Origin of the sequence: Neomesorhizobium albiziae, from assembly GCF_900114255.1 — a bacterium.
GTDB lineage: Bacteria > Pseudomonadota > Alphaproteobacteria > Rhizobiales > Rhizobiaceae > Neomesorhizobium > Neomesorhizobium albiziae.
This window is the reverse complement of sequence record NZ_FOSL01000003.1, coordinates 178,849-200,266: the sequence shown is the minus strand read 5'-3', so window position 1 is coordinate 200,266 and position 21,418 is coordinate 178,849. Positions and strand designations below refer to the sequence as shown.

At 63.6% G+C, this 21,418-nt stretch carries 29 protein-coding genes and 1 other RNA gene; 15 read left to right on the top strand and 15 right to left on the bottom strand.

All coding sequences use genetic code 11. The annotated features are described in order from the left end of the window. Positions 1 to 74: 74 nt before the first annotated feature. Positions 75 to 455 (bottom strand): hypothetical protein, encoded by a 381-nt coding sequence (locus F3H98_RS07510; RefSeq protein WP_425294818.1) that lies wholly within the window; start codon positions 453 to 455, stop codon positions 75 to 77. Further along, the gene (locus F3H98_RS07505) at positions 418 to 696 is read right to left on the bottom strand and encodes a hypothetical protein (RefSeq protein WP_244621632.1); all 279 of its coding nucleotides are present in this window, start codon (positions 694 to 696) and stop codon (positions 418 to 420) included. Before F3H98_RS07505 ends, F3H98_RS07510 begins: the two co-directional genes overlap by 38 nt. 287 nt (positions 697 to 983) lie before the next feature. Here F3H98_RS07505 and F3H98_RS07500 point away from each other — a divergent pair, with 287 nt between their 5' ends. Beyond that, positions 984 to 1,307, top strand: a complete 324-nt coding sequence (locus F3H98_RS07500) for a hypothetical protein (RefSeq protein WP_149759510.1) — start codon at positions 984 to 986, stop codon at positions 1,305 to 1,307. A gap of 169 nt (positions 1,308 to 1,476) precedes the next feature. Here the strand turns inward: F3H98_RS07500 and msrB are convergent, their stop codons facing one another. From msrB to F3H98_RS07480, 4 genes are all read right to left on the bottom strand, one after another. Beyond that, a complete protein-coding gene (gene msrB / locus F3H98_RS07495) occupies positions 1,477 to 1,884 on the bottom strand; it encodes a peptide-methionine (R)-S-oxide reductase MsrB (RefSeq protein WP_149759509.1) in 408 nt (135 codons plus the stop codon). Positions 1,885 to 2,190: 306 nt separating this feature from the next. Next, positions 2,191 to 3,381, bottom strand: coding sequence for a vWA domain-containing protein (locus tag F3H98_RS07490; protein ID WP_149759508.1), 1,191 nt, complete (start codon positions 3,379 to 3,381; stop codon positions 2,191 to 2,193). Between the two features lie 5 nt (positions 3,382 to 3,386). Next, complete coding sequence (locus F3H98_RS07485) at positions 3,387 to 3,791, bottom strand: type II toxin-antitoxin system HicB family antitoxin (protein ID WP_149759507.1); 405 nt, start codon at positions 3,789 to 3,791, stop codon at positions 3,387 to 3,389. A 10-nt stretch (positions 3,792 to 3,801) separates the two neighbouring features. Further along, entirely contained in the window at positions 3,802 to 3,996 is a 195-nt protein-coding gene (locus F3H98_RS07480) for a type II toxin-antitoxin system HicA family toxin (RefSeq protein ID WP_149759506.1), read from the bottom strand. 202 nt (positions 3,997 to 4,198) lie between these two features. Here F3H98_RS07480 and F3H98_RS07475 point away from each other — a divergent pair, with 202 nt between their 5' ends. Then, positions 4,199 to 5,245: a glycoside hydrolase family 25 protein gene (locus F3H98_RS07475; RefSeq protein WP_149759505.1), complete on the top strand. Its 1,047-nt coding sequence runs from the start codon at positions 4,199 to 4,201 to the stop codon at positions 5,243 to 5,245. Positions 5,246 to 5,248: 3 nt separating this feature from the next. On the opposite strand, the gene F3H98_RS07470 is transcribed toward F3H98_RS07475, so the two are convergent. Continuing rightward, the gene (locus tag F3H98_RS07470; RefSeq protein ID WP_149759504.1) at positions 5,249 to 5,695 is read right to left on the bottom strand and encodes a GNAT family N-acetyltransferase; all 447 of its coding nucleotides are present in this window, start codon (positions 5,693 to 5,695) and stop codon (positions 5,249 to 5,251) included. A gap of 321 nt (positions 5,696 to 6,016) precedes the next feature. Next, complete coding sequence (locus tag F3H98_RS07465) at positions 6,017 to 6,856, bottom strand: AAA family ATPase (protein WP_149759503.1); 840 nt, start codon at positions 6,854 to 6,856, stop codon at positions 6,017 to 6,019. Positions 6,857 to 7,202: 346 nt separating this feature from the next. Between F3H98_RS07465 and ssrS the strand changes: the two genes are divergently transcribed. From ssrS to F3H98_RS07445, 4 genes are all read left to right on the top strand, one after another. Further along, a non-coding RNA gene (gene ssrS, locus F3H98_RS07460) (6S RNA) lies at positions 7,203 to 7,358 on the top strand. Positions 7,359 to 7,457: 99 nt separating this feature from the next. Further along, positions 7,458 to 8,039: a 5-formyltetrahydrofolate cyclo-ligase gene (locus tag F3H98_RS07455; RefSeq protein WP_149759502.1), complete on the top strand. Its 582-nt coding sequence runs from the start codon at positions 7,458 to 7,460 to the stop codon at positions 8,037 to 8,039. Positions 8,040 to 8,135: 96 nt separating this feature from the next. Beyond that, positions 8,136 to 8,960 carry a TIGR00282 family metallophosphoesterase gene (locus tag F3H98_RS07450; protein WP_149759501.1) on the top strand — a complete coding sequence of 275 codons (825 nt, stop codon included), beginning with the start codon at positions 8,136 to 8,138 and terminating at the stop codon, positions 8,958 to 8,960. An 85-nt stretch (positions 8,961 to 9,045) separates the two neighbouring features. Then, positions 9,046 to 9,810, top strand: a complete 765-nt coding sequence (locus tag F3H98_RS07445; protein ID WP_149759500.1) for a TerC family protein — start codon at positions 9,046 to 9,048, stop codon at positions 9,808 to 9,810. Positions 9,811 to 9,970: 160 nt separating this feature from the next. Here the strand turns inward: F3H98_RS07445 and F3H98_RS07440 are convergent, their stop codons facing one another. From F3H98_RS07440 to F3H98_RS07430, 3 genes are read right to left on the bottom strand one after another with little or no spacing between them, the layout of a single operon-like run. Continuing rightward, the gene (locus F3H98_RS07440) at positions 9,971 to 10,333 is read right to left on the bottom strand and encodes a hypothetical protein (protein ID WP_149759499.1); all 363 of its coding nucleotides are present in this window, start codon (positions 10,331 to 10,333) and stop codon (positions 9,971 to 9,973) included. Positions 10,334 to 10,377: 44 nt separating this feature from the next. Beyond that, a complete protein-coding gene (locus F3H98_RS07435; protein ID WP_149759498.1) occupies positions 10,378 to 10,770 on the bottom strand; it encodes a VOC family protein in 393 nt (130 codons plus the stop codon). A gap of 25 nt (positions 10,771 to 10,795) precedes the next feature. Next, a complete protein-coding gene (locus F3H98_RS07430; protein ID WP_149759497.1) occupies positions 10,796 to 11,272 on the bottom strand; it encodes an SRPBCC domain-containing protein in 477 nt (158 codons plus the stop codon). Between the two features lie 51 nt (positions 11,273 to 11,323). Here F3H98_RS07430 and F3H98_RS07425 point away from each other — a divergent pair, with 51 nt between their 5' ends. The 3 genes from F3H98_RS07425 (at position 11,324) to F3H98_RS07415 (ending at position 12,281) form a co-directional block, all read left to right on the top strand. Continuing rightward, on the top strand, positions 11,324 to 11,644 hold the full coding sequence (locus F3H98_RS07425) for an ArsR/SmtB family transcription factor (protein WP_149759496.1): 321 nt from the start codon (positions 11,324 to 11,326) through the stop codon (positions 11,642 to 11,644). An 81-nt stretch (positions 11,645 to 11,725) separates the two neighbouring features. After that, on the top strand, positions 11,726 to 12,013 hold the full coding sequence (locus F3H98_RS07420; RefSeq protein ID WP_244621631.1) for a BrnT family toxin: 288 nt from the start codon (positions 11,726 to 11,728) through the stop codon (positions 12,011 to 12,013). Then, positions 11,994 to 12,281 carry a BrnA antitoxin family protein gene (locus tag F3H98_RS07415; RefSeq protein WP_149759494.1) on the top strand — a complete coding sequence of 96 codons (288 nt, stop codon included), beginning with the start codon at positions 11,994 to 11,996 and terminating at the stop codon, positions 12,279 to 12,281. The genes F3H98_RS07420 and F3H98_RS07415 overlap by 20 nt, the downstream gene beginning before the upstream one ends. A 60-nt stretch (positions 12,282 to 12,341) precedes the next feature. Here the strand turns inward: F3H98_RS07415 and F3H98_RS07410 are convergent, their stop codons facing one another. Further along, complete coding sequence (locus F3H98_RS07410; protein ID WP_149759493.1) at positions 12,342 to 13,151, bottom strand: MBL fold metallo-hydrolase; 810 nt, start codon at positions 13,149 to 13,151, stop codon at positions 12,342 to 12,344. A gap of 187 nt (positions 13,152 to 13,338) precedes the next feature. Between F3H98_RS07410 and F3H98_RS07405 the strand changes: the two genes are divergently transcribed. Then, positions 13,339 to 14,088: a YebC/PmpR family DNA-binding transcriptional regulator gene (locus tag F3H98_RS07405; RefSeq protein ID WP_149759492.1), complete on the top strand. Its 750-nt coding sequence runs from the start codon at positions 13,339 to 13,341 to the stop codon at positions 14,086 to 14,088. Positions 14,089 to 14,239: 151 nt separating this feature from the next. Further along, positions 14,240 to 14,530, top strand: coding sequence for an Rdx family protein (locus tag F3H98_RS07400; RefSeq protein WP_188130357.1), 291 nt, complete (start codon positions 14,240 to 14,242; stop codon positions 14,528 to 14,530). Between the two features lie 489 nt (positions 14,531 to 15,019). Here the strand turns inward: F3H98_RS07400 and rpmE are convergent, their stop codons facing one another. After that, a complete protein-coding gene (rpmE, locus tag F3H98_RS07395; protein ID WP_149759490.1) occupies positions 15,020 to 15,241 on the bottom strand; it encodes a 50S ribosomal protein L31 in 222 nt (73 codons plus the stop codon). A gap of 189 nt (positions 15,242 to 15,430) precedes the next feature. Between rpmE and F3H98_RS07390 the strand changes: the two genes are divergently transcribed. After that, a complete protein-coding gene (locus F3H98_RS07390) occupies positions 15,431 to 17,230 on the top strand; it encodes an ABC transporter transmembrane domain-containing protein (protein WP_149759489.1) in 1,800 nt (599 codons plus the stop codon). A gap of 38 nt (positions 17,231 to 17,268) precedes the next feature. On the opposite strand, the gene F3H98_RS07385 is transcribed toward F3H98_RS07390, so the two are convergent. After that, complete coding sequence (locus F3H98_RS07385) at positions 17,269 to 18,417, bottom strand: amidohydrolase (protein WP_149759488.1); 1,149 nt, start codon at positions 18,415 to 18,417, stop codon at positions 17,269 to 17,271. Positions 18,418 to 18,694: 277 nt separating this feature from the next. On the opposite strand from F3H98_RS07385, the gene F3H98_RS07380 reads away from it, so the two are divergent. The 3 genes from F3H98_RS07380 to F3H98_RS07370 are packed head-to-tail and all read left to right on the top strand — an operon-like array spanning position 18,695 to position 19,737. Further along, the gene (locus F3H98_RS07380; RefSeq protein WP_149759487.1) at positions 18,695 to 18,925 is read left to right on the top strand and encodes an AbrB/MazE/SpoVT family DNA-binding domain-containing protein; all 231 of its coding nucleotides are present in this window, start codon (positions 18,695 to 18,697) and stop codon (positions 18,923 to 18,925) included. Beyond that, positions 18,915 to 19,334 (top strand): PIN domain-containing protein, encoded by a 420-nt coding sequence (locus F3H98_RS07375; RefSeq protein ID WP_149759486.1) that lies wholly within the window; start codon positions 18,915 to 18,917, stop codon positions 19,332 to 19,334. The genes F3H98_RS07380 and F3H98_RS07375 overlap by 11 nt, the downstream gene beginning before the upstream one ends. Positions 19,335 to 19,383: 49 nt before the next feature. Continuing rightward, positions 19,384 to 19,737 (top strand): DUF1304 domain-containing protein, encoded by a 354-nt coding sequence (locus F3H98_RS07370; protein WP_149759485.1) that lies wholly within the window; start codon positions 19,384 to 19,386, stop codon positions 19,735 to 19,737. A 54-nt stretch (positions 19,738 to 19,791) separates the two neighbouring features. Here F3H98_RS07370 and F3H98_RS07365 read toward each other — a convergent pair whose 3' ends face one another. Then, positions 19,792 to 21,276, bottom strand: a complete 1,485-nt coding sequence (locus F3H98_RS07365; RefSeq protein ID WP_149759484.1) for a carboxypeptidase M32 — start codon at positions 21,274 to 21,276, stop codon at positions 19,792 to 19,794. Between the last annotated feature and the right edge of the window lie 142 nt (positions 21,277 to 21,418).

The window sequence follows — 21,418 nt, the reverse complement described above, 5'->3', positions numbered from 1 at the left end:
TCGCTGGCGATGTCTGATTTTTGGGCGTCGTCGAGGAGCTACCCTGCTCCTCGCGATCGAGGATGTCTCCGCAGCTAGAACTCCAGATAGATGCTAACTCCCGGTCGACGGTAGCGACGCGGGTAGTAGTCACGGTAACCGTAGTAGCGGCCATGGCCGTAGTAGCGACGCGGGTAACATCTGTCATAGCGGCAGTCCCGCCACGCATGCCGCCGGTTCCAATAGCGATCCGACCGCCAATTGCGATAATGCTTGTGTCGCCAATGTCGCCGGTGTTTGACCTGTTGGGTGGCGTTCGCCTCCACCTGTTCGGGTTTCGGCACCGAAATGGGCGCGGCGTTCAAAGGCATGGCGAAAGCCATGGCCAGGACTGCGGCAGTCAAGACAGACGAGAGCTTTTTCATCATCACGGAAACCTCAATCATCGTCATCGCCATCGTCGTCGTAGCGGTCACGGTAGCGATCCCGATAGCGGTCCCGTTCGCGTTTGTGATCGCTGCTCCAATCTTCGATAAATACCCGGCGCTTGACGTAACGCTCGCAATAGCCGTCCTCGCAGTAGGTTTCGACAATTCGCTCGCGCACCACGCCGTTGTTGGATGAGCTGTTGGAGCTCGTATTCGACGATTGGTTCCCGGCCTGGGCCGGGCTGCTCGCCATGGCCACAAAGGCGAACAGGACAAATCCGATACGCATGGCTTTCTCCTTCGCTAGCCATCATGTTAAGCCATCTCGCCTGAACCGCAGATGAACGGCGGTGCGTCTAGGCCCGGCAGTTGCCGAAAACCCCTTGCTCGGCGCAATGGCAGAACCTACTAGCCTGACTGCGATTTGCAAAAGCAGCACTCGCAGGAGCGACCCGTGATCCGTCCCACCTGCCACCGTCTTCATGCGATAAGGGCTATTTTCAGGGTATGTCGTTATGCTGTCCAGACGCGCATGCTATGCCAGTCGCGTAGCGTCCACAGAGGAACGGCGGGACTATGAGTGAGTTCAAGGCAGTCGAGGCGGGACCGGGCTTCTTCCTGGCGCGCTGGCGCGGTCTCGTTCCCCTAGACAGGCTGTTCTGGCGCGACATGGCCATCGTCGGCACCGCCATCAATCTCGTCACTACCGCCGCCGCAATTTTTGTGCTCGGCATGAAGCTGCCGCTGGCCGTCTCGCTTGCAGTGCATTTCTTGCCTTTGCCCTACAATCTGTTCCTGTTCCTCAGCATCTGGCGCACGGCAAACCTCCAGCCGGGGCCGATCGCCTCGCTGGCGCAGATATTCGCCGCGATCTGGCTGATCCTGGCGACGGTGATCTGACGGAGCATGATCCCGAAAAGTGGAAGCCGGTTTTCGGAAAAGATCATGCTCCAACAAAGAGAAGCATGATCCCGAAAAGTGGAAGCCGGTTTTCGGAAAAGATCATGCTCCAACAAAGAGAGCCCTGTTGCGGCTCAACCGGAATGGCGTGTGGCTCCAGCCCGCGTCCTCAGGCTTCGGCCGGCCGGAAATTCAACGCCACGCCATTGATGCAGTAACGCAGGCCGGTCGGCGGCGGGCCGTCCTCGAACACGTGGCCGAGATGGCTGCCGCAGCGGGCGCAATGCACCTCGGTGCGCACCATGCCGTAGCTGCGGTCGACGGTGTTTTCGACCGAACCGGGCACCGGGTCGTTGAAGCTCGGCCAGCCGGTGCCGCTCTCGAATTTCAGCTTGGATTCGAACAGCGGCTGGTCGCAGCCGGCGCATTCGAAGGTGCCGGCGCGCTTTTCATAGAGCAGCGCGCAACTGCCGGGGCGCTCGGTGCCGTGGTTGCGCATCACGGCGAACTGTTCCGGCGTCAGCCTGGCGCGCCACTCGGCATCGGTGCGGGTTACGGGATAGCGATGTGCTTCCATGCCAGTCCTCCTGATCTTTTCGGATTTTCCGCAATATAACGCATGCCTCCCGAAAGTGTGCAGCGGTTTCGGGATGAAGGCATGCGCAAAATATAGGGTTTTGCGCCCGCCGCCGCCATCGCCGCGGATCAATCTTGCGCGAGAGCGGGTTTATCGTCATTTCGGCTTGTCACCCCCTCCAGCCCTCCGGGCCACCTCCCCCATCGAGGGGGAGGAGGAGCGGAGGACTTCGCACCACTCCCTCCCCTCGATGGGGAGGGTGCCGAGCGAAGCGAGGCGGGTGGGGTGACACTACCCATGCGCATCTCAGTGCTTCCGCGACAATTCCTTCGTCGCCGCCTCCAGTCCGGCCAGCGTCAACGGGTACATGCGGTTGCCGAAAATCTCGCGGATCATGCCGATCGAGTGGGTATAGCTCCAGTGCTTCTCGTTGGTCGGGTTGATCCACACCGCGTTCGGCCATTGCTGGAGCACGCGGGCCAGCCATACAGCACCCGGCTCGGGATTCCAGTGTTCGACCGAACCGCCGGCATAGGCAATCTCGTAGGGGCTCATCGCGGCGTCGCCGACGAAGATCACCTTGTAGTCGTGGCCGTATTTGTGCAGCACGTCGAAGGTCGACAGCGTCTCCGAATGGCGGCGGCGATTGTCCTTCCACACGCCTTCGTAGAGGCAGTTGTGGAAGTAGAAATATTCGAGGTGGCGGAACTCGGTATGCGCCGCCGAGAAGAGCTCTTCCACTACCTTGATGTGGTCGTCCATCGAACCGCCGACATCGAAGAACATCAGGAGCTTCACGGCGTTGCGGCGCTCCGGCCTTGTCTGCACGTCGAGATAGCCGTGCTCGGCAGTGGCGTGGATGGTGCCCGCCAGGTCGAACTCTTCTTCGGCGCCCTCGCGCACCCAGCGCCGCAGCCGCTTCATCGCCACCTTGATGTTACGGGTGCCAAGCTCGACCGAGTCGTCGAAGTTCTTGAACTCCCGCTTGTCCCAAACCTTGACGGCGCGCCGGTGACGGCTCGTCTCCTGTCCGATGCGCACGCCTTCGGGATTGTAGCCATAGGCGCCGAAGGGCGAGGTGCCGGCGGTGCCGATCCATTTCGAGCCGCCCTGGTGACGCCCCTTCTGCTCTTCCAGCCGCTTCTTCAAGGTCTCCATCAGTTTCTCGAAGCCGCCGAGTGCCTCGACCAGCCGTTTCTCCTCGTCGCTCAGATGCTTTTCGGCAAGCCTGCGCAGCCATTCCTCGGGAATGTTGGTGACATCGACCGCGCTTTCGCCCGACACCGCCTCGACGCCCTTGAAGACATGCGAGAAGACCTGGTCGAAACGGTCGATGTGGCGCTCGTCCTTCACCAGTGCGGCGCGCGCCAGATAATAAAACCCTTCGACGTCGTACATGACGAGGTCCGCGTCGAGCCCTTCCAGCAAGGTGAGATATTCGCGCAGCGAGACCGGAACGCGCGCGGCTTTCAGTTCGAGGAAGAAGGGGATGAACATGGCTGCTATCGCTGCCCTTCGATCTTGTCGCGCGCAGCACCCGCGATAAAGGCCGATCGGGTGAGACCGCGGCGCGTGGCTTCCGCGTCGATCGCGGCCAGCAACCCGGCGTCGAGCGAGAGGTTCGCCCGCACCGAGCGGCCGGAATCGACGATAAGCGGGATCATCACCGCCGACTCGCCGGCGGCCGTATCAATACCCTCGGCCTTCAGAATCGCGGCCAGACTTCTTGCCACCGGCAAGGCCTGGCCCGTCGACAGATGCATTTCCGCCCACTCGCGCGCGGCGGAAGTGACATCGGCAATCGCTTCTTCGGGTGAAGTTCCTCCCCCATGGCAACCGGGCAGGTCTGGGATGCGCACGCCCCAGACATCGCGTTCGCCGTCGAGAATGCCGATATAGTGGGTCATTTCAAAATCCTCAGATCCAGCCGGCGAGTTTGGCGATGGATTTCGCGACGCCGGGCGATTGTTCCCGATGGCGCGGCACCACGATCAGGAGACCCGGCTTGGCCGAATGCACAAACTTGTCATGTCTTCCGCCGCCGGAATTGACCCAGCCTTCGCGTTCGAGCCGCGCCACGATCTTGCGGGTGTTGGTTTCGAACAACGGCATGACCGCCCCAGCCTATGCGCAATATATTGCGTAAATTCCGTTCCTTCAAGTTTCCTGGCAGACATCGAACTATGCGGTTTCGCCGTTCGGCTTGGTAAACGATCGGATTCAGTCTTTTTTGGTAATTTCCCGTTAGCAATTGTCGGTGGTGGGTCCAGGCGGCGTCGGTCGTCGGTCGGTTTTGTCTTGCGTACGGGTTTTCATGCGTTTCTCAGGCGTCCTCGTCCTTCTCTCCGCATGCCTGGCAGTGGCCGGCTGCACGTCCAGTTCAGGGCTCGACGCGCTCGCGCCGACAGCGCCGTCCATGGAGAAGACGAGTTCCATCATCGGCATGCCGAGCGCGCCGGTGCCGCCGGTCGAGATCGGCGCGGCAGCTCCACAGGCAACCCCCCAGGCGCATGCGTTGACGGCGATGGCCGCTCCGCGCCCGGACGTGGAGCTTGGGCCGGTGCCGTCGCGCGCGCCCATCGACGAGGCGATACCTGAACCGGCGCCCAAGCCGATCGCGCTGGTCGCGCCGGAAAAGCCGGTGCGCGCCTCGCCTTTCGTGGCGGGGGAGGTTTACGGCCGCCGCTTCCGCGACGCCAAGCCGATCAATTTCGGCAAGGCCTCGCCGAAACAGCTGGCGGTCCACGGCGTCGACGTCTCGCGCTGGCAGGGCGAGATCAACTGGCCGAAGCTGCGCACCCAAGGCGCCAATTTCGCCTACATCAAGGCCACCGATGGCGGCGACCATCTCGACCCGATGTTCAAGAAGAACTGGCGCGCCGCCGGCGAAGCCGGATTGCGCCGCGGCGCCTACCACTTCTTCTACTGGTGCCGCACCGCCGGCGAGCAGGCCGACTGGTTCATCCGCAACGTGCCCAAGGTTGCCGGCGCGCTGCCGCCGGTCATCGACGTCGAATACAATGGCGAGTCGCGCTGCAAGCGGCGACTGTCACGCGAGACGGTGCTGGAAAAGATGCAGGTGTTCATGGACAGACTGGAACGGCATTACGGCCAGCGTCCGATCATCTACACCGCGCCCGACTTCTACCGCGACAACCTGAGGGGCGAATTCCTCGACTATCCGTTCTGGCTGCGCTCCGTCGCCGCGCATCCGGAAAAGGTCTATCCCGGCCGCAAATGGGTGTTCTGGCAATATTCCGGCTCCGGCCTGTCGCACGGCGTGAAGGGCCAGATCGACCTCAATGTCTTCCGCGGCAGCAAGGCGCAGTGGCACGCCTGGGTGGCGAAGACATCGGGTTGAGCTTCAGAGCAGATCGTATTCGATGAAGCCCGTCCTGCGCGCCACGCGGTCGTAGAGCTTGCGGGCGGTGGCGTTGGTCTCGTGCGTCATCCAGTAGACGTTTTTTATCCCCTTGGCGGCGGCATCCGCCTTCACTGCCTCGATCAGCGCAGCACCAGCGCCCGAGCCGCGCGCGTCCGGGTCGGTGAACAGGTCCTGCAGGTAGCAGTTGTTGACCAACGACCAGCAGGTGCGGTGGTACATGAAGTGGGTAAGCCCGACCGGCTTGCCGCCGATCAGCGCGAGAAAACCTTTCGGTTCGAACTCGCCCTTGGTGAACAGGCGCTCCCAGGTCTTTTCGTAGACTTCTTCGGGTAGGGTCGTTTCATAAAACGTCAGGTATGCCGTCCACAGGCGGCGCCATTCGGCATGGTCGGATTTTTCCAGCGGGCGGATGGTGACGGCGATCATGGCGGCGGCTCCTTTTCTCCAAGCCCCATAGCGCGCTGAAATCGATCGCGCGATGGGGCAGGGGGTGCTTGTTTGTTGGCCTTGCTGCCCCCTCTCCGTCGTCCGTGTCACAGTGATAGGCGTGGTCGACCCCCACTCCGGTTTGCTTTGCAAACCACCTCTCCCCCGCTCGACGGGGGAGAGGAAGCGCCGGCCGCTATGCCGGGTTCCCTTCCTCTCCCTCCGGAGGGAGAGGAAGGGAGCCCGAAGGGCCGGAGTGGGGGAAGACAGTCACGATATTCGATTGCCGGGCATAACGAGGGCCGAGGAAGAAACCGCTGCCTACCCCTGACGCCGCGCCATGAATGCCAGGCGCTCGAACAGGTGCACGTCCTGCTCGTTCTTCAACAGCGCGCCATGCAGCTTGGGCAGCGCGTTCTTCGGGTCGGCGCGCAAATCCTCCGGCGCGATGTCGTCGGCGACGAGCAGGCGGATCCAGTCGAGCGCTTCCGAGGTCGAGGGTTTTTTCTTCAGGCCCGGCACCTCGCGGATCTCGTAGAACTGAGTGAGGGCGGCGCGCACCAGGTTCTGCTTGATCCCTGGATAGTGGACATCGACGATCCGGTGCAGCGTGTCGACATCGGGAAAGCGGATGTAGTGGAAGAAGCAGCGGCGCAGGAAGGCGTCGGGCAGTTCCTTCTCGTTATTGGAGGTGATGATGACGATCGGCCGGTGCTCGGCGCGGATCGTCTCGCCGGTCTCGTAGACGAAGAATTCCATGCGATCGAGTTCCTGCAACAGGTCGTTGGGAAACTCGATGTCGGCCTTGTCGATCTCGTCGATGAGAAGCACGACCTTCTTGGCCGCCGTGAAGGCGTCCCACAATTTGCCGCGCTTGATGTAGTTGCGGATGTCGTTGAAGCGGTCGTCGCCGAGCTGGCTGTCGCGCAGGCGCGAAACGGCATCATATTCGTAGAGGCCCTGCTGCGCCTTGGTGGTCGATTTGACGTTCCACTCCAAGAGGTCGAGGCCGAGTGCCGCGGCGACCTGGCGGGCAAGCTCGGTCTTGCCGGTGCCGGGTTCGCCCTTGACCAGCAGCGGCCGCTCCAGCGCGATCGCCGCGTTGACCGCCACCATCAGGTCCTTGTCGGCGACATAGGCCGCTGTTCCTTCAAAACGCATCCAGAAACTCCAGTTCGTATCGGGCGGACAGTAGGGTGGGGTAGTGGCGAGGGCAAGGCGTGGCGTCCCTTCTCGAGCGGGACAAATCGCGTTGGAGTGGTCGACCCCCCACTCCGGTTTGCTCTGCAAACACCTCTCCCCGATCGACGGGGGAGAGGAAAGGCGCCAACCTCTCCGCTCTTCCTCTCCCCCGGGCAGGGGGAGAGGTGGTGAGCGAAGCGAACCGGAGTGGGGGTGCTCAAGGCGCCGCCAGATCAGAGGGCATCCCCGCGCACCACGCAAATATCGACGCCGCGACCCCAGCATTGCCATGGCGCATCGCAGCGTTGCGCCCTATATTGGTGGTGACGGTCTGCGCTTCGCGGCAGGAGAGCATTTTCCCCGGGGCCTTAACGATCCTTAGGGAGCTGTCCCTGGGAAGACCCGTGGGTTTTTCCATACGGCGCCCACCTACTTTGTAGGTCTCCGGGATCGACTTCTCCACCGGTCGGGTGGATCGTCACTTCCCTGCTTTCGAGAACGATGCCGCCGTCGCTTTCGCGTTGCCGACACGGCGCATCCCGATCTGGTCTTTTGCGCCGACGCGCTCCATAAAGGCGGCATGACCGACCGCCGGACCCTCAAGCGACATCTGCGAAAGGAAGCGCTCGCCCGGCGCGACGCGCTCGACCCGTTCTGGCGGGTGGAGGTGGCGCTCGAAATGGCGGAGACCGCCGAGGAACACATCGACTTCGTGCCGGGGCAGATCGTCTCCGGCTTCTGGCCGATGCGCTCCGAGGTCGACGTGCGGCCGCTGATGTTTGCGTTGCGCGAAAAGGGCGCCAGGCTCTGCCTGCCCGCCATCCTCGACAAGACCACCATCGTGTTTCGTGAACTGGTGCGCGGGGCAGCCCTTGTCGAAATGGGGTTCGGCACGGCGGGTCCGAGCGAGGAGGCGCCGGTGCTCGACCCTTCGATCATGCTGATCCCGCTCGCTGCCTTCGACAAGCGCGGCCACCGCATCGGCTACGGCGCCGGCTACTACGACCGCGCCATCTCCAGGCTGACGCAAAACGGCCACGCGCCGCGGCTGGTCGGCATCGCCTTCAACTGCCAGGAAGTGCCCGAGGTGCCCGACGAGACGCATGACGTGATCCTCCCCGAAATCATCACCGAAAGCGGGCTGCGGCGGTTCGGAAGCTGAGCCTGACCGCGCGAACTTTGTTTCCGCAGGCAGCTAAGGCTGCTTGACGGGCAGGTGTGCGGGCTGGGAAAGAAGTTTCTTTGGCTGGAAACACGCATGAGACTTCTCTTTCTGGGTGACATGGTCGGCAAGACCGGCCGCACGGCCGTTTGGGAAAAGCTTCCCGGCCTGATTTCAGACTTCAAGCTGGATTTCGTCATCGTCAACGGCGAGAACGCCGCCGGCGGCTTCGGCATCACCGAAGAAATCTTCCGCGCCACGCTCGACGCCGGCGCCGACGTCGTCACCACCGGCAACCATGTCTGGGACCAGCGCGAGGCGCTGATGTTCGCGCCGCGCGAGGAGCGGTTCCTGCGGCCGGCGAATTTCCCCAAGGGCACGCCCGGGCGCGGCACCGGCGTGTTCATCGCTAGGAACGGCGCGCGCGTGCTGGTGTCGAACATCATGGGCCGGGTGTTCATGCATCCCGAACTCGACGATCCGTTCCAGGCCGGCGAGCGCGAACTCGCCGCCTGTCCGCTCGGCGAGCAGGCCGATGCCGTGGTGATCGACTTCCATGCCGAGGCGACCAGCGAAAAGATGTGCTTCGCGCATTTCGTCGACGGGCGCGCCAGCCTGGTGGTCGGCACCCATACCCACCAGCCGACGGCGGACCACCAGATCCTCAACGGCGGCACCGCCTACATCACCGACGCCGGCATGTGCGGCGACTACGATTCCTCGCTCGGCATGGACAAGGAGGAACCGCTCAACCGTTTTCTGTCGAAGGTGCCGAAGGGACGGTTCGAAGCTGCCACCGGGCCTGCGACAATCTGCGGCGTCGGCGTCGACATTTCCGACCGCACCGGCCTTGCCGAGCGCGTCGCGCCGCTGCGCATCGGCCCCCGGCTTGAGGAAACTGCGCCGGTATTCTGGTCATGACGTTGACGTTCGGCCGTGCGACACCTACTTGCCGGCGAAATTTGTAAGCACTTGTTAGAGAATTTTCCGAAGGGGGACGACCGCAATGCCGATTATCGAATTCCTGACGCCGTATTTCGCATTCGTCAACGATCCGACCGCCTGGGTGGCGCTGCTGACGCTGGTCGTGCTGGAGGTGGTGCTCGGCATCGACAATTTGATCTTCATCTCCATCCTCACCAACAAGCTGCCCAAGGAACAGCAGGCGCGGGCGCGCCGGCTGGGCATCAGCGCGGCGCTGATCATGCGGCTGGTGCTTCTGGCGACGATCTCCTTCATCGTGCAGCTGACGGCGCCGATCTTCACGCTGTTCGGCCATGGCTTCTCCTGGCGCGACCTCATCCTGATCGCCGGCGGCCTGTTCCTGGTGTGGAAGGCGACCAAGGAAATCCATCACACGGTCGATCCCGAGGATCACAAGGATTCGATGGTCGGAGCCGTGTCGATGACGCTCGGGGCTGCGATCTTCCAGATCCTGCTGCTCGATCTCGTCTTCTCGATCGATTCCATCATCACCGCGGTCGGCATGACCGACGAGATCGCCATCATGTACATCGCCGTCATCGTCGCCGTCACGGTGATGATGCTGGCGGCAACCCCGCTTGCCAACTTCATCGCCAAGAACCCGACCATCGTGATGCTGGCGCTGGGCTTCCTGCTTATGATCGGCATGACGCTGATTGCCGACGGCATGGGCTACCATGTGCCGAAGGGCTACATATACGCCGCCATGGGCTTCTCGGCGCTGGTCGAGGGGCTGAACATGCTGGCAAGGAAGCGGAAGAAGCCGGCGTCGACCGACGGTCATTGAATGCAGAAACGCGGCGGCCGCAACCGGCGGCAGCCGCACGATCTGTTACAGCGCGTCGCGCCGAATGGGATTCGGCGGTCGCGCTGTAACTTCTTGTCTGCGCATGTCGTTTCTCCCGAAACCGAGGACACTTTCGGGCGACATGCATTAGGCCGCCGCCTCACCAGGCGTCGGGTTCGCGCACCATATGGACGATGTTGGCGGGGTTCATGATCCAGCCGCCGCGGAACTCCTCGCCGAGCGGCTCGATTGCGTCGCAGCGCACGACATTGGCTTTCTCCAGACGGTCGAGCGCGCCGCGATGATCGTCGGTGAACAGCTCCAGCCAGACCTCCGCCTGGCTCATCGTCGGGTCCTCGTCGAGCCAGAGCCGGTTCGGCCCGAGCTCGAAGCCGATGGCGGGGGCTTTCGCGGCGAAGGGCTTCAGCCCGACGACATCGCGGTAGAAGCGAACCGTCGCCTCATACTGATGCGACGGTATTTTCATGGCGATGTTGATGCCGCCTTCGATCCTCATGGACATGCTGGCTTCCTCGAAAAAAAACGGGGTTTGCAGGAACGGTTTGATCAAGGCAGGTTGATCTGCCAGGAGACGCCGAAGCGGTCGTTCAGCCATGCAAAGCGGCGGCTGAAACCGTAGTTGTCGAGCGGCATCAGCATGCCGCCGCCGTTGCCGAGGCCTTCAACGATCCGCGACTGCTCGTCCTCGGATGTGCAGTTCACAAAGAGCGACAGCGATGGCGTGAAGGTAAAGGCGTGGCGCACATAGCTGTCGCTGGCCATCACCTCCAGGCCGGCGATAGCTGCGCGGGCCATCTTCACGGAACCCTCGGGCCCGGCTTCGCCCGGGCCGTAGCGCTCGACGCTGAGGATTCTGCTCCCCGGCACCGTCTCGCAATAGAAGGTCAGCGCCTCCTCGGCCTTGCCCTCGAACATCAGGAATGGCGTTGCCGTCACCATGGCGTTCTCCTCATTTGGATGGAGTTCAGATGTTGTCCTCGCGGGCGGGCTCGCCCTTCATCTCGCTGCGGTAATAGCCTTCGCGCAGGTTGATGCCGTATTCGAGATAGGCCTTCATGCAGCACAGCATCTGCGACCAGCCCTCGCAGTTGCGGTAGGACGCAGCCACCGCCCTGGCGTCCTCGCGCCAGCCGGTCTCGGCGATGGTGACCATTGTGGCGCCGTCCTCCAGCACCTGGAAGGTCATGTCGATGCGAGTCTTGTAGCCGGCCTCGGCGCCAACGCCGTCCCAGCGCAGCACGATGCGGGTGTCCGCCTCCACCTCGTCCACCTCGACTGGAACCTCGCCCCACCAGGTGACCGTGGTGCCGGGCACCAGCGGCGCGGAGGCGCCGCGAATGGTGGTGAAGTAGCCCGAAAGCTTCTTCGGATTGACGACGGCGTCGAAAACCTCGGCAACCGGTTTGGCGATGCGTGCGGAAACTCTGAATTCGGGGGTCATTGCCTTTGCCTTTCCCTTGAATGCGCCGACAATATGTTATAAAAATATAACATGTCAAGCGAATCGAAAGACGACCATGTTTTCAAGGCCCTGGCGCATCCGAAGCGGCGCCAGATGCTGGATCGTCTAAAGCATGAGCCAAACACCACCGGCATGCTTGTCGACGCGTTTCCGGAGATGGACCGCTGCACTGTGATGATGCACCTGAAGGTGCTGGAGGAAGCCGACCTGATCATCGTGCGGCGCGACGGGCGCGAGCGCTGGAACCATCTCAACGCCATGCCGATCAAGCAGATCCACGACCGCTGGATCAGCGAATACGCAAGCCACGCGGTGAGCGTGCTCGACAAGCTGAAATCCGGCCTGGAATGATGGAGTGCGGCATCGTGAGCGCGTACTTGAAGCTGTACAAAAATGTATGTACAATCCCGTCGGGTTGATCGCGGGCGCGCCTTGAGATTTGAATGGGATCCGGAAAAGGCCAGGCGCAACCTGGCGAAGCACGGCATCGCCTTCGATGTCGCCCAGTTCGTTTTCGACGATCCGCTTTACCTTCTCGTGCCGGATCGATTCGAAGACGGTGAGCAACGATGGCATGCGATCGGCATGGTCGGTGAAATCGCAATCCTGCTCGTCGTGCACACCTATCCCGATCCGGACCGCGAAGACCTTGTCCGGATCATCGGCGCGAGAAAGGCGACACCCCATGAAAGGAGGCGCTATGAGCAAGAAGGAACTTAGCCAGGAGCAACGCGCCCAGCTCGCCAAGGTCGCCGCATTGCCAGATAGCGAAATCGACGTTGGCGACATCCCCGAAGCGCCGTTGGAAAATTGGGCGGATGCCCGACGTGGACATCTCTACCGGCCATTGAAACACCCGGTGACCATCCGGCTGGATGCCGACGTGCTTGCCTGGTTCAAGGAACATGCCGAGGGCCGCGCCTATCAGACGGAAATCAACCGTGTGCTTCGCAGCCATGTCGCGAAGCAGGAAAAGCGCCGCGCCTAGCATTCCGTTCCTTGCCACCATTCCGGAAGAACCGGAATTGGCGCAATCGCGCGGCTGAAGTCAGACGCCTTCAAGCACGATGATCGTCGGGCGGCTCGGCAGGTTTGCCAGCGATACGGAGAGCGAGCGGCTGTTGCGGAACTCGACGGCGAATTCGTCGCCCATCATGCCGGTGAACTCGCCGATCGGCGTCGAATGGCGGTGCATCGGCAGCACGATGGACGAATGCAGGCGGCTGGCGATCTCCGACATGGTAGGCAGGGACAGCGTCATGCCGCCGTCGATGGGCACCATCAGAATGTCGAGGCGGCCGATCGAGCCGTATTGCGCCTCGCTCAGCCTGGTGTGGAGGTGGCCGAGATGGCCGATGCACAGGCCCGCCACCTCGAAGATGAAGATCGAGTTGCCGTCGCGCTCCAATTCGCCGAACCGGCGGATGTCGGTCGGCACGTTGCGGATATAGACGTCGTCGACCACCACCCGGTGTTTGGCCGGCCCGCCCTCAGGGTTCCAGCCGCGCAGCACATATTCGATGGCCGGGTCGGGCAGGTCCGAATAATGGGTGCGGTGCGCCTTGTTCATGGTGACGACGCGCGGCAGCGGGTCGTAACCATAGGCGCCGCTGAAATCGGTGGCGATGCGCACGCCGGCCGGCGTTTCGATGATGTAGGTCGAGTGGCCGGCATAGGTCAGCTTCACCTCGCCCTCGGCTGTCGCCTGGGCCGGGGTGAAGTTCGCGTAGGTGACGCCTGGCAGCGCCTCGGCGATCGCCAGGCATCGGCTCGGCATCGGCTCGTCCTGCGCCAGGGCGGCGAGCGTCTGCATGAACAACAGGCCGAGAGCGGCAAGGGCGAGGCGGGCTGCTTGCATGGCGGTCTCCGGCATGGAACGGGCATGTCGGCGGGCCGGTGGCGCCCGGACACCGGCCGAGTATGGCCGGGAAGCCCGCAAAACAGGGAGTCACGTTTTCGCGAGCCGCGCCCGTCTGGACCTTTGCCGGCGATTTATCTATATAGCCCGCCATCCCATACATCCGGATTTTGCACACAGGGGCGCCATGGCTGGCCATTCACAGTTCAAGAACATCATGCACCGCAAGGGCCGGCAGGACGCCGTGCGCTCGAAGATGTTCTCCAAGCTCGCACGCGAAATCACCGTTGCCGCCAAGCAGGGCCTTCCCGACCCGGCGATGAACCCGCGCCTTCGCCTGGCCGTGCAGAACGCCAAGGCGGAATCGATGCCGAAGGACAATATCCAGCGCGCCATCAACAAGGCGAGCGGCGGCGATGCGGAAAACTACGAGGAAGTGCGCTACGAGGGCTACGGCCCGGGCGGTGTGGCCGTCATCGTCGAGGCGCTGACCGACAACCGCAACCGCTCGGCCTCCAACGTGCGCGCCGCCTTCACCAAGGCCGGCGGGGCGATGGGCGAAACCGGCTCTGTGTCGTTCATGTGGGACCGCGTCGGCGAGATCCACTATCTGGCCAAGGCCGGCAGCGCCGACAAGGTGATGGACGCGGCCATCGAGGCCGGCGCCGACGACGTTTCGTCCGACGAGGACGGCCACACCATCATCTGCGCATTCGAGAACATCGGCGACGTGTCGAAGGCTTTGGAAGCCTCGCTCGGCGAAGCCGAAACGGTGAAGGTGATCTGGCGGCCGCAGAACAACGTGCCGGTCGACGAGGACCGCGCCCAGTCGCTGATGAAGCTGGTCGCCACGCTGGAAGACGACGACGACGTGCAGAACGTCTACGCCAATTTCGAGGTCGACGACGAGACGCTGGCCAAACTTAGCGCGGCGTAGTCGAAGCTGCCTCTCATCCCCTCCTGAGTCTGCCGAAGGGCGGACCTTTCCCCGTGAATGACGGGACGAAGGAGGCTGGCCACAACGCCGACGCCCCTCGCCCCGCCTGCGGGGAGAGGGTAAGGGTGAGGGGCATATGCTGGAGCCGCTCATGACCGCATCTCTCCCCAAAATCCGCATCACCTATTGCACGCAGTGCATGTGGCTCCTGCGCGCCGCCTGGATGGCGCAGGAGCTGCTGTCCACCTTCGGCACCGAGCTTGGCGAGGTGACGCTGGTGCCGGGCACCGGCGGCGTCTTCACCATCTCCTGCAACGACCAGCTGATCTGGGAGCGCAAGCGCGACGGCGGCTTTCCCGAAGCCGCAAGGCTGAAGCAACTGGTGCGCGACATCGTCGACCCCGGCCGCGATCTCGGCCATGTCGACCGCAAGAAGGACTGACCGGCGTTTCAGCGCTGGCGACCTCCTCTCCCTGTCCTGAGCTTGTCGAAGGGTTACGGGGAGAGCGCGACATCGGACGATGTGCGAGGAAACGCTCGTGGCCTATACGGTCTGGAGGAAGACCTCAGTTCTGAACGGTCTCTCGCAAGATGACTGTAACGGCATGGATTCCCGACACTCTCCGCTCGTTCCTCGCTCACGAGGTCGGGAATGACGGACTTCATGTCAGGCGGCGATAATCTTCAACGTAGAGCCCGACATCGCAAGATTTGGCGACGTGGCAAAAGCATATCCGTCATTCCCGACCTCGTGAGCGAGGAACGAGCGGAGAGTGTCGGGAATCCATGCCGTTACCGCTAAAGGCCACTCACGATGCAATCCACGCCGCTTCGATGACGCAAAGCCGCATCGCGCCGCAATGCCTCCGATCCCAACAAAAAACCCGCCACGAGGGCGGGTTTTTCGAAATCGCTGAAGAAGCAGTCCGGCTTAGATGCCGAGGCCTTCGTAGCGCTTCTTGAACTTCGACAGGCGGCCGCCGCGGTCAAGCAGGGTCTGCTGGCCGCCGGTCCAGGCCGGATGCGTGTTCGGGTCGATGTCAAGGTTCAGCGTGTCGCCTTCCTTGCCATAGGTCGAACGGGTCTCATATTCAGTGCCATCGGTCATCACGACCTTGATGGTGTGGTAGTTCGGGTGGATGTCGGCTTTCATCGGTCTTGTCCTGACGTTTTCGGGCGAGACCTGCCGCCTGCGGCGATGTCACCCACTCTGAAAACTTGAAGCCGCGCCTTGAGGGAGGTACGGCTTCAAAATCGGTCGGCTGGGCCTATACATCAGCCGGAATTGAATCACAAGGCCGCCGCCGCATTTCGCGCAGAGGGAAGGCCCAGGGACACCGAAATGGCAGATGCCAAGGTCGAAAACGAACGGCGGCGCTCGCTGAAGCCGCTGCAGCGGTTGGCCCCCTATATCTTGCGCTACCGTTCCATGGTGGTCTGGGCCGTCCTGTTCCTGACGCTCGCCGCCGCCACCACGCTGACGCTGCCGCTTGCCGTGCGGCGGATGATCGACCACGGGTTCTCGACTTCGGATTCCAGCTTCATCGCCAATTATTTCGCTATGCTGGTGGTCATGGCCGCGGTGCTGGCGCTGGCCTCGGCCGGCCGCTACTATTTCGTCATCACGCTTGGCGAGCGGGTGGTGTCGGACCTCAGGCGCGACGTGTTCGCCCATGTGACGCGGCTGTCGCCGGCCTTCTTCGACCATGCGCAGTCCGGCGAGATCGTCTCGCGGCTGACCGCCGACGCCACGCAGATCAAGTCGGCGGTCGGCGCCACCGCTTCGGTGGCGCTGCGCAACGTCATCCTCGGGCTCGGCGCGGTGGCCATGATGGTGGTGACCAGCCCGAAGCTTTCCATGCTCGTCATCGCAGCCATTCCGGTGATCGTGCTGCCGCTTGTGGCCTTCGGCCGCTCGGTGCGCAGGAAGTCGCGCATGGCGCAGGACACGCTCGCCGATGCCGCCGCCTATGCCAGCGAGCAGATCGGCTCCGTGCGCACCCTGCAGGCCTTCACCAACGAGCGGCTGGTGACGCAAAAATTCGCCGGCGCGGTGGAGCAGGCTTTCACAGCGGCGCGGGAATCGGTCTTCGCGCGCTCGTTCCTCACCTTCTTCGCCATCTTCACCATCTTCGCGTCGGTGGTGGCGGTTCTCTGGTTCGGCTCGCGCGACGTGCTGTCGGGCGCGATGTCGCCGGGCACGCTCGGGCAGTTCCTGCTCTATTCGGTGTTTGCCGCGGGCGCGCTTGGCGCCCTGTCGGAAGTGTGGGGCGAACTCAGCCAGGCGGCGGGCGCGGCCGAGCGGCTGACCGAACTCTTGGCCGAGCAGCCGGCGATCGTAGCACCCTTGCATCCAAAGCCGCTGCCGGCGACAGCCAGGGGCGCAGTCGAATTCCGCGACGTGTCGTTCTCCTACCCGGTGCGGCCCGACCGCGCCGCGGTGCACGGCCTCTCCTTCGCGGTGAAGCCCGGCGAGACTGTCGCCATCGTCGGCCCCTCGGGAGCCGGCAAGAGCACCATCTTCTCGCTGATCCTGCGTTTCTACGATCCGGATTCGGGCGCCATCCTGGTCGACGGCGTCGACGTGCGCGAAGCCGATCCCGACGCCGTTCGTGGCCGTGTCGCCATCGTGCCGCAGGACGTCACCATTTTTGCCGCGAGTGCTGCCGACAACATCGCCTTCGGCCGGCCCGGCGCGACGCAGGCCGAGATCGAGGCCGCCGCGAAGGCTGCGCTCGCCGACGAATTCATCCTCAAGCTGGAAAAGGGCTACGACACGCAAGTCGGCGAGAGGGGCGTCACCCTTTCCGGCGGCCAGCGCCAGCGCGTGGCGATCGCGCGCGCCATCCTGCGCGACGCGCCGATCCTGTTGCTCGACGAGGCGACCTCCGCGCTCGACGCCGAAAGCGAGACGCTGGTGCAGACGGCGCTCGAGCACCTGATGGAGGGCCGCACCACGCTCGTCATCGCGCACCGGCTGGCGACCGTGCTCAAGGCCGACCGCATCCTGGTCATCGAGGAGGGGCGCATCGTCGAGGAAGGCACTCACCGCAGCCTGGTCAAGAAGGGCGGCACCTATGCCAGGCTCGCCAAGCTGCAGTTCGACACCGGCGCCAGCGCCTTTCAAGGCGCGGCGGAGTAGCGATCGATCTCCGATCCACCCCGGGCTATGCGGTCGACCTACCCCAAAAGATTGCGCGCCGTGCGCATGAAAATCCCAGCGCCGATCGGGATGAGATCGTCCGGAAAATCGTAGTCGGGATTGTGCAGCGCCGGGTGCCGCTCACCGGCGCCCAGGAAAAACATCGCCGAAGGCGCGCTGCGTCCGAAAATGCCGAAATCCTCCGAGGCGCGTATGGGAAGGCCGTCCTCGCTATGCGCGACGCGTTCCTCGTCGAGTGCCGTGCGCAGATGTTCCACCGCCGTCGGCGCGTTCATGCTGGCGACGAAGATTTCGTGATAATCGACCGCGAAGGCCAGGCCGTGTTCACTGGCGACGTGTCCCACAAGCGCTTCGGCCGCCGCGCAGAGCCCCGCCATGCGCTCATCGAGGCGCGTCCGCAAGGTCGCCCACACTTCCGCACGGCCCGGTGCTACGCCGAACACCGCCTCGCCCATCGAGGCATGGGTGACGGTGACCATGCCGAAATCATCCTCGGTGAAAGCGCCACCGCCAAGCTTCGCCAACGTCGGCATCAACTGGCTCACCGCCAGCATCGGCGACGCGCCGGTTTCCGGCATCGAAGAGTGCGCCGTCTTGCCTTCCAGCACGATGCGCATGCCGCGTGAGGCGCAGTTGACGACGCCTGGCTTCAGCCGAACCTCGCCGAAGGAGATACCGGGCAGATTGTGCAGCGAGAACGAGAAGTCCGGCGCGATCTGGCTGAAACGCGGATCAGCCACCACGCCGGCGGCGCCGTCGCCGGTCTCCTCCGCCGGCTGAAACATCAAAACCACGCGCCCCTTGGCAGGGCGTTGACGCCCGAACTGCCGGCCAAGCGCCGCCAGGATGGCGGTATGCCCGTCATGGCCGCACATGTGCGACTTGCCAGGCGCCAGCGAAGAGTGTTCGACCCCCGACAGTTCCTCGATCGGCAGCGCATCGAGTTCGGAGCGGAACAGCAGCGTCGGCCCCGGCCTGCCGCTGTCATAGACCATGGCAACGCCATGCCCTCCCAAGCCGGTCAGCACCGTGTCGGGCCTGGTGTCGGCCAGGAAGGCGACCACCTCGCGGGCGGTCGCTTCCTCTTCATTGGAAATCTCGGGGTGTCGGTGCAGCTTACGCCGCCACGCGGTCAGTTCGATCAGGTCCTGGTTGGTCAGCGGCAATATGGCCTCCACAGGCGGTTCGTTACATGCACCCTAAAACCACCAACCGAAAGAGGCCAGCCCGCGAAGATGACCTTCCAGTGCCGCGAGACCGGTGCGCATGTGCAGGCGGCGCTCGAACATCGCCGGCCCTTTTCAGGGCGCAGCAGAGTAGGTCTTCTGCTTGATGCGCAATATTGTTGGATATACATTTTGAATGTGTATCTAAGGCATGATCCCCTGAGGTAGAAACCTTTCGGAGCGATCGTGCTCCAGCAAATGAGATAGGGATCGCACCATGCAGGTCGCCAAGTGGGGAAACAGTCTTGCGGTACGGTTGCCTTCGGCGGTTGTCGAAGCCTTGAACCTCAGGGAAGGCGATGAAATCGACATCCGGGTCGCCGGCGAGCGCGCGTTCGACGTTGCTCTGGACCGCAGCCGCGAACTGGCGCTCCAGCGGATAAAAGCGTTGCGGAAGCCCTTGCCTGCCGGCTGGAAATTCGACCGCGACGAAGCCAATGCCCGCTGAGCCGCAGGCACGCGAATTCCTCGACACGAATATCCTGATCTACGCCTTCAGCACGGACCCCCGCGCGGCGCCGGCGGAAGCGCTGCTCGCCAAGGGGTGCGTCACCAGCGTCCAGGCGCTTAACGAGTTCGCCAATGTCGCCAGAAGGAAACTGGCGATGCCGTGGTTGGAAGTGAACGAAGCCCTGGCCGCCATCCGCACCCTTTGCCGGGCGATTGTTCCGCTGGATCTCGAAACGCATGCCGAGGCCATGGTCATTGCCGAGCGTGACGGGCTGGCCGTCTTCGATGCGCTGATGCTTGCCGCGGCACTGCGGGCGGGATGCGGTGTTTTCTGGTCGGAGGACATGCAGCACTGCCGCGAGATCGGCGGCAGGCTGAGGATCGTCAATCCCTTCGTTGCGGAGTAACGTCGCCATCGCCGCCCGCCAATTCGGAGCGCGTTCATGAGGGGACAAAATGCTCGCAAATATCCTGATCGGCGTGGTCGCCGTGTTGCATCTCTATTTCATGTATCTGGAAATGGTCGCCTGGGACCAGCCGCTCGGCCGCAAGACATTCGGCACGTCGGCTGAATTCGCCACGGCCTCCAAGGCTCTCGCCGCCAACCAGGGTCTCTACAACGGCTTCCTGGTCGCCGGGCTGGTCTGGGGCCTCTATCTCGGCGACGCCGGTTTTGCGGTGAAGGTGTTTTTCCTGCTGTGCGTCGTCGTCGCCGGTGTCTTCGGGGCCGCCACCGTCAGCAGGCGCATACTCTACGTGCAGGCGCTGCCGGCGGCATTGGCGCTGCTGGCGCTTTGGGCGGGGCTCTGACCGCCCAATTCGGAAAGGCCGAGCTGCCAGCCAGCGAGGGCGGCCAGAATTCAGCTACGCCCCATACCGGGCCTTCAGATGCGCGGTGAAATGCGCGGCGTTCAGCTTTTCGCCGGTGGCGCGCTCCAGAAGTTCCGGCGTCGAATAGCGTGAAGCCTGCGACCAGATGTTCTTGCGCCGCCAGTCGGCGATCGCCTCGAACCTGCCGGCGGCGAGATCGTCGTCGGCCGACGGGTTTTCCTTTTTGAGCGCCGCCCATTGCTGCGCCGCCATCATGGCGCCCAGCGTATAGGACGGGAAATAGCCGAACAGACCGGCCGGCCAGTGAACGTCCTGCATCGGCCCGTCGGCGGGATTGTCGATGGTCGACAGGTCGAGATAGTCGCGCATCCCGGCGTCCCAGGCTTCCGGCAGGTCGGCGGCTGCGAGCTTTCCGCCAACCAGCTCGCGCTCAAGTTCGAAACGCAGGATCACATGCAGCGGATAGGTCACCTCGTCGGCGTCGACGCGGATCAGCCCGCGCTCGACATGGTGAACGTGCGGCAGGATTTCCGCCATCGTCCATTGCTCGCCGAGATGCTGGGCGAGCTGCGGCAGCGCCCATTGCCAGAAGGCGGGGTTGCGGCCAATCTGCTTTTCCACGAACAGGCTCTGGCTCTCATGCATGGCCATGCCGCGCGCCTTGCCGAGCGGCCAGTGCGACCATTGCTTGGGCAGGTTCTGCTCGTAGAGCGCGTGGCCGGTCTCGTGCAGCACGCCCATCAGCGCCGACAGGAAATCGCTGGTCTTGTAGCGCGTGGTGATGCGCACGTCGGTTGGAACGCCGCCGCAGAAGGGATGATGCGAGACCGACAGGCTGCCATGGGTGAAGTCGAAGCCGATGGCGCCCATCATGGCGAGGCCGAGCTCGCGCTGCCTGTCGATCGCATAGGGCCCGGCGAGCGGGCGCCGCGGCGCTTTCGCCAGACGCTCCTCCTGCACCGCCAAGGCTTGCGGAACGAAGTCCTTCAGGAATGTCTTCAGCGCGTCGAACACCGGCGCGATGTCGGCGGCGCGGTTGCCGGGGTCGTATTGTTCGATCAGCGCGTCATAGGGGTCGAGGCCGAGCACGCCGGCGCGCAGCGCAGCCTCTTCGCGCACCAGGGCCACGACGCCTTCCAGCGCCGGCAGGAAGCCCGCCCAGTCGTTCTTGGCGCGCAGGTCGCGCCACAATTGTTCGCAGCGCATGCGGGCCTTCATCTGGCGCTCGACGAACTCCGCCGGCAGGCAGGTGAGGTTGGTGTAGGCGCGCTTCAGTTCGCGAAGTGCGGCCTGCTGCTCCTCGTTCAGCGCTTCGCCTTCCGCGGCAGCGATCCAGTCGGCGATCTCCGGCGCGGTCGCCCGGGCGTGGTGGATGCCGGCCAGCGTCGACATCGCCTCGGCGCGCTTCTCGCCGCCGCCCACCGCCATGTGGGTCGCTTCGTCGGCGCCGAGGATGGCCAGCGCATGTTCCAGCGCCTCGATCTTCCTGAGGTGGTCGTCAAGCTTGGCGAAGGACATTTTTGCAGCTCCAGGAATCAGCAAGGCCGGAGGGGACACCAAGTTTTTCGTCGTCGCAAGGGCCAGCAGGCCGGGTCCTTTCGACCGCTGAGCCAGAAGCAAAAAAGACCCCGGATCGCTCCGGGGTCTTTTTCGGGAGGAC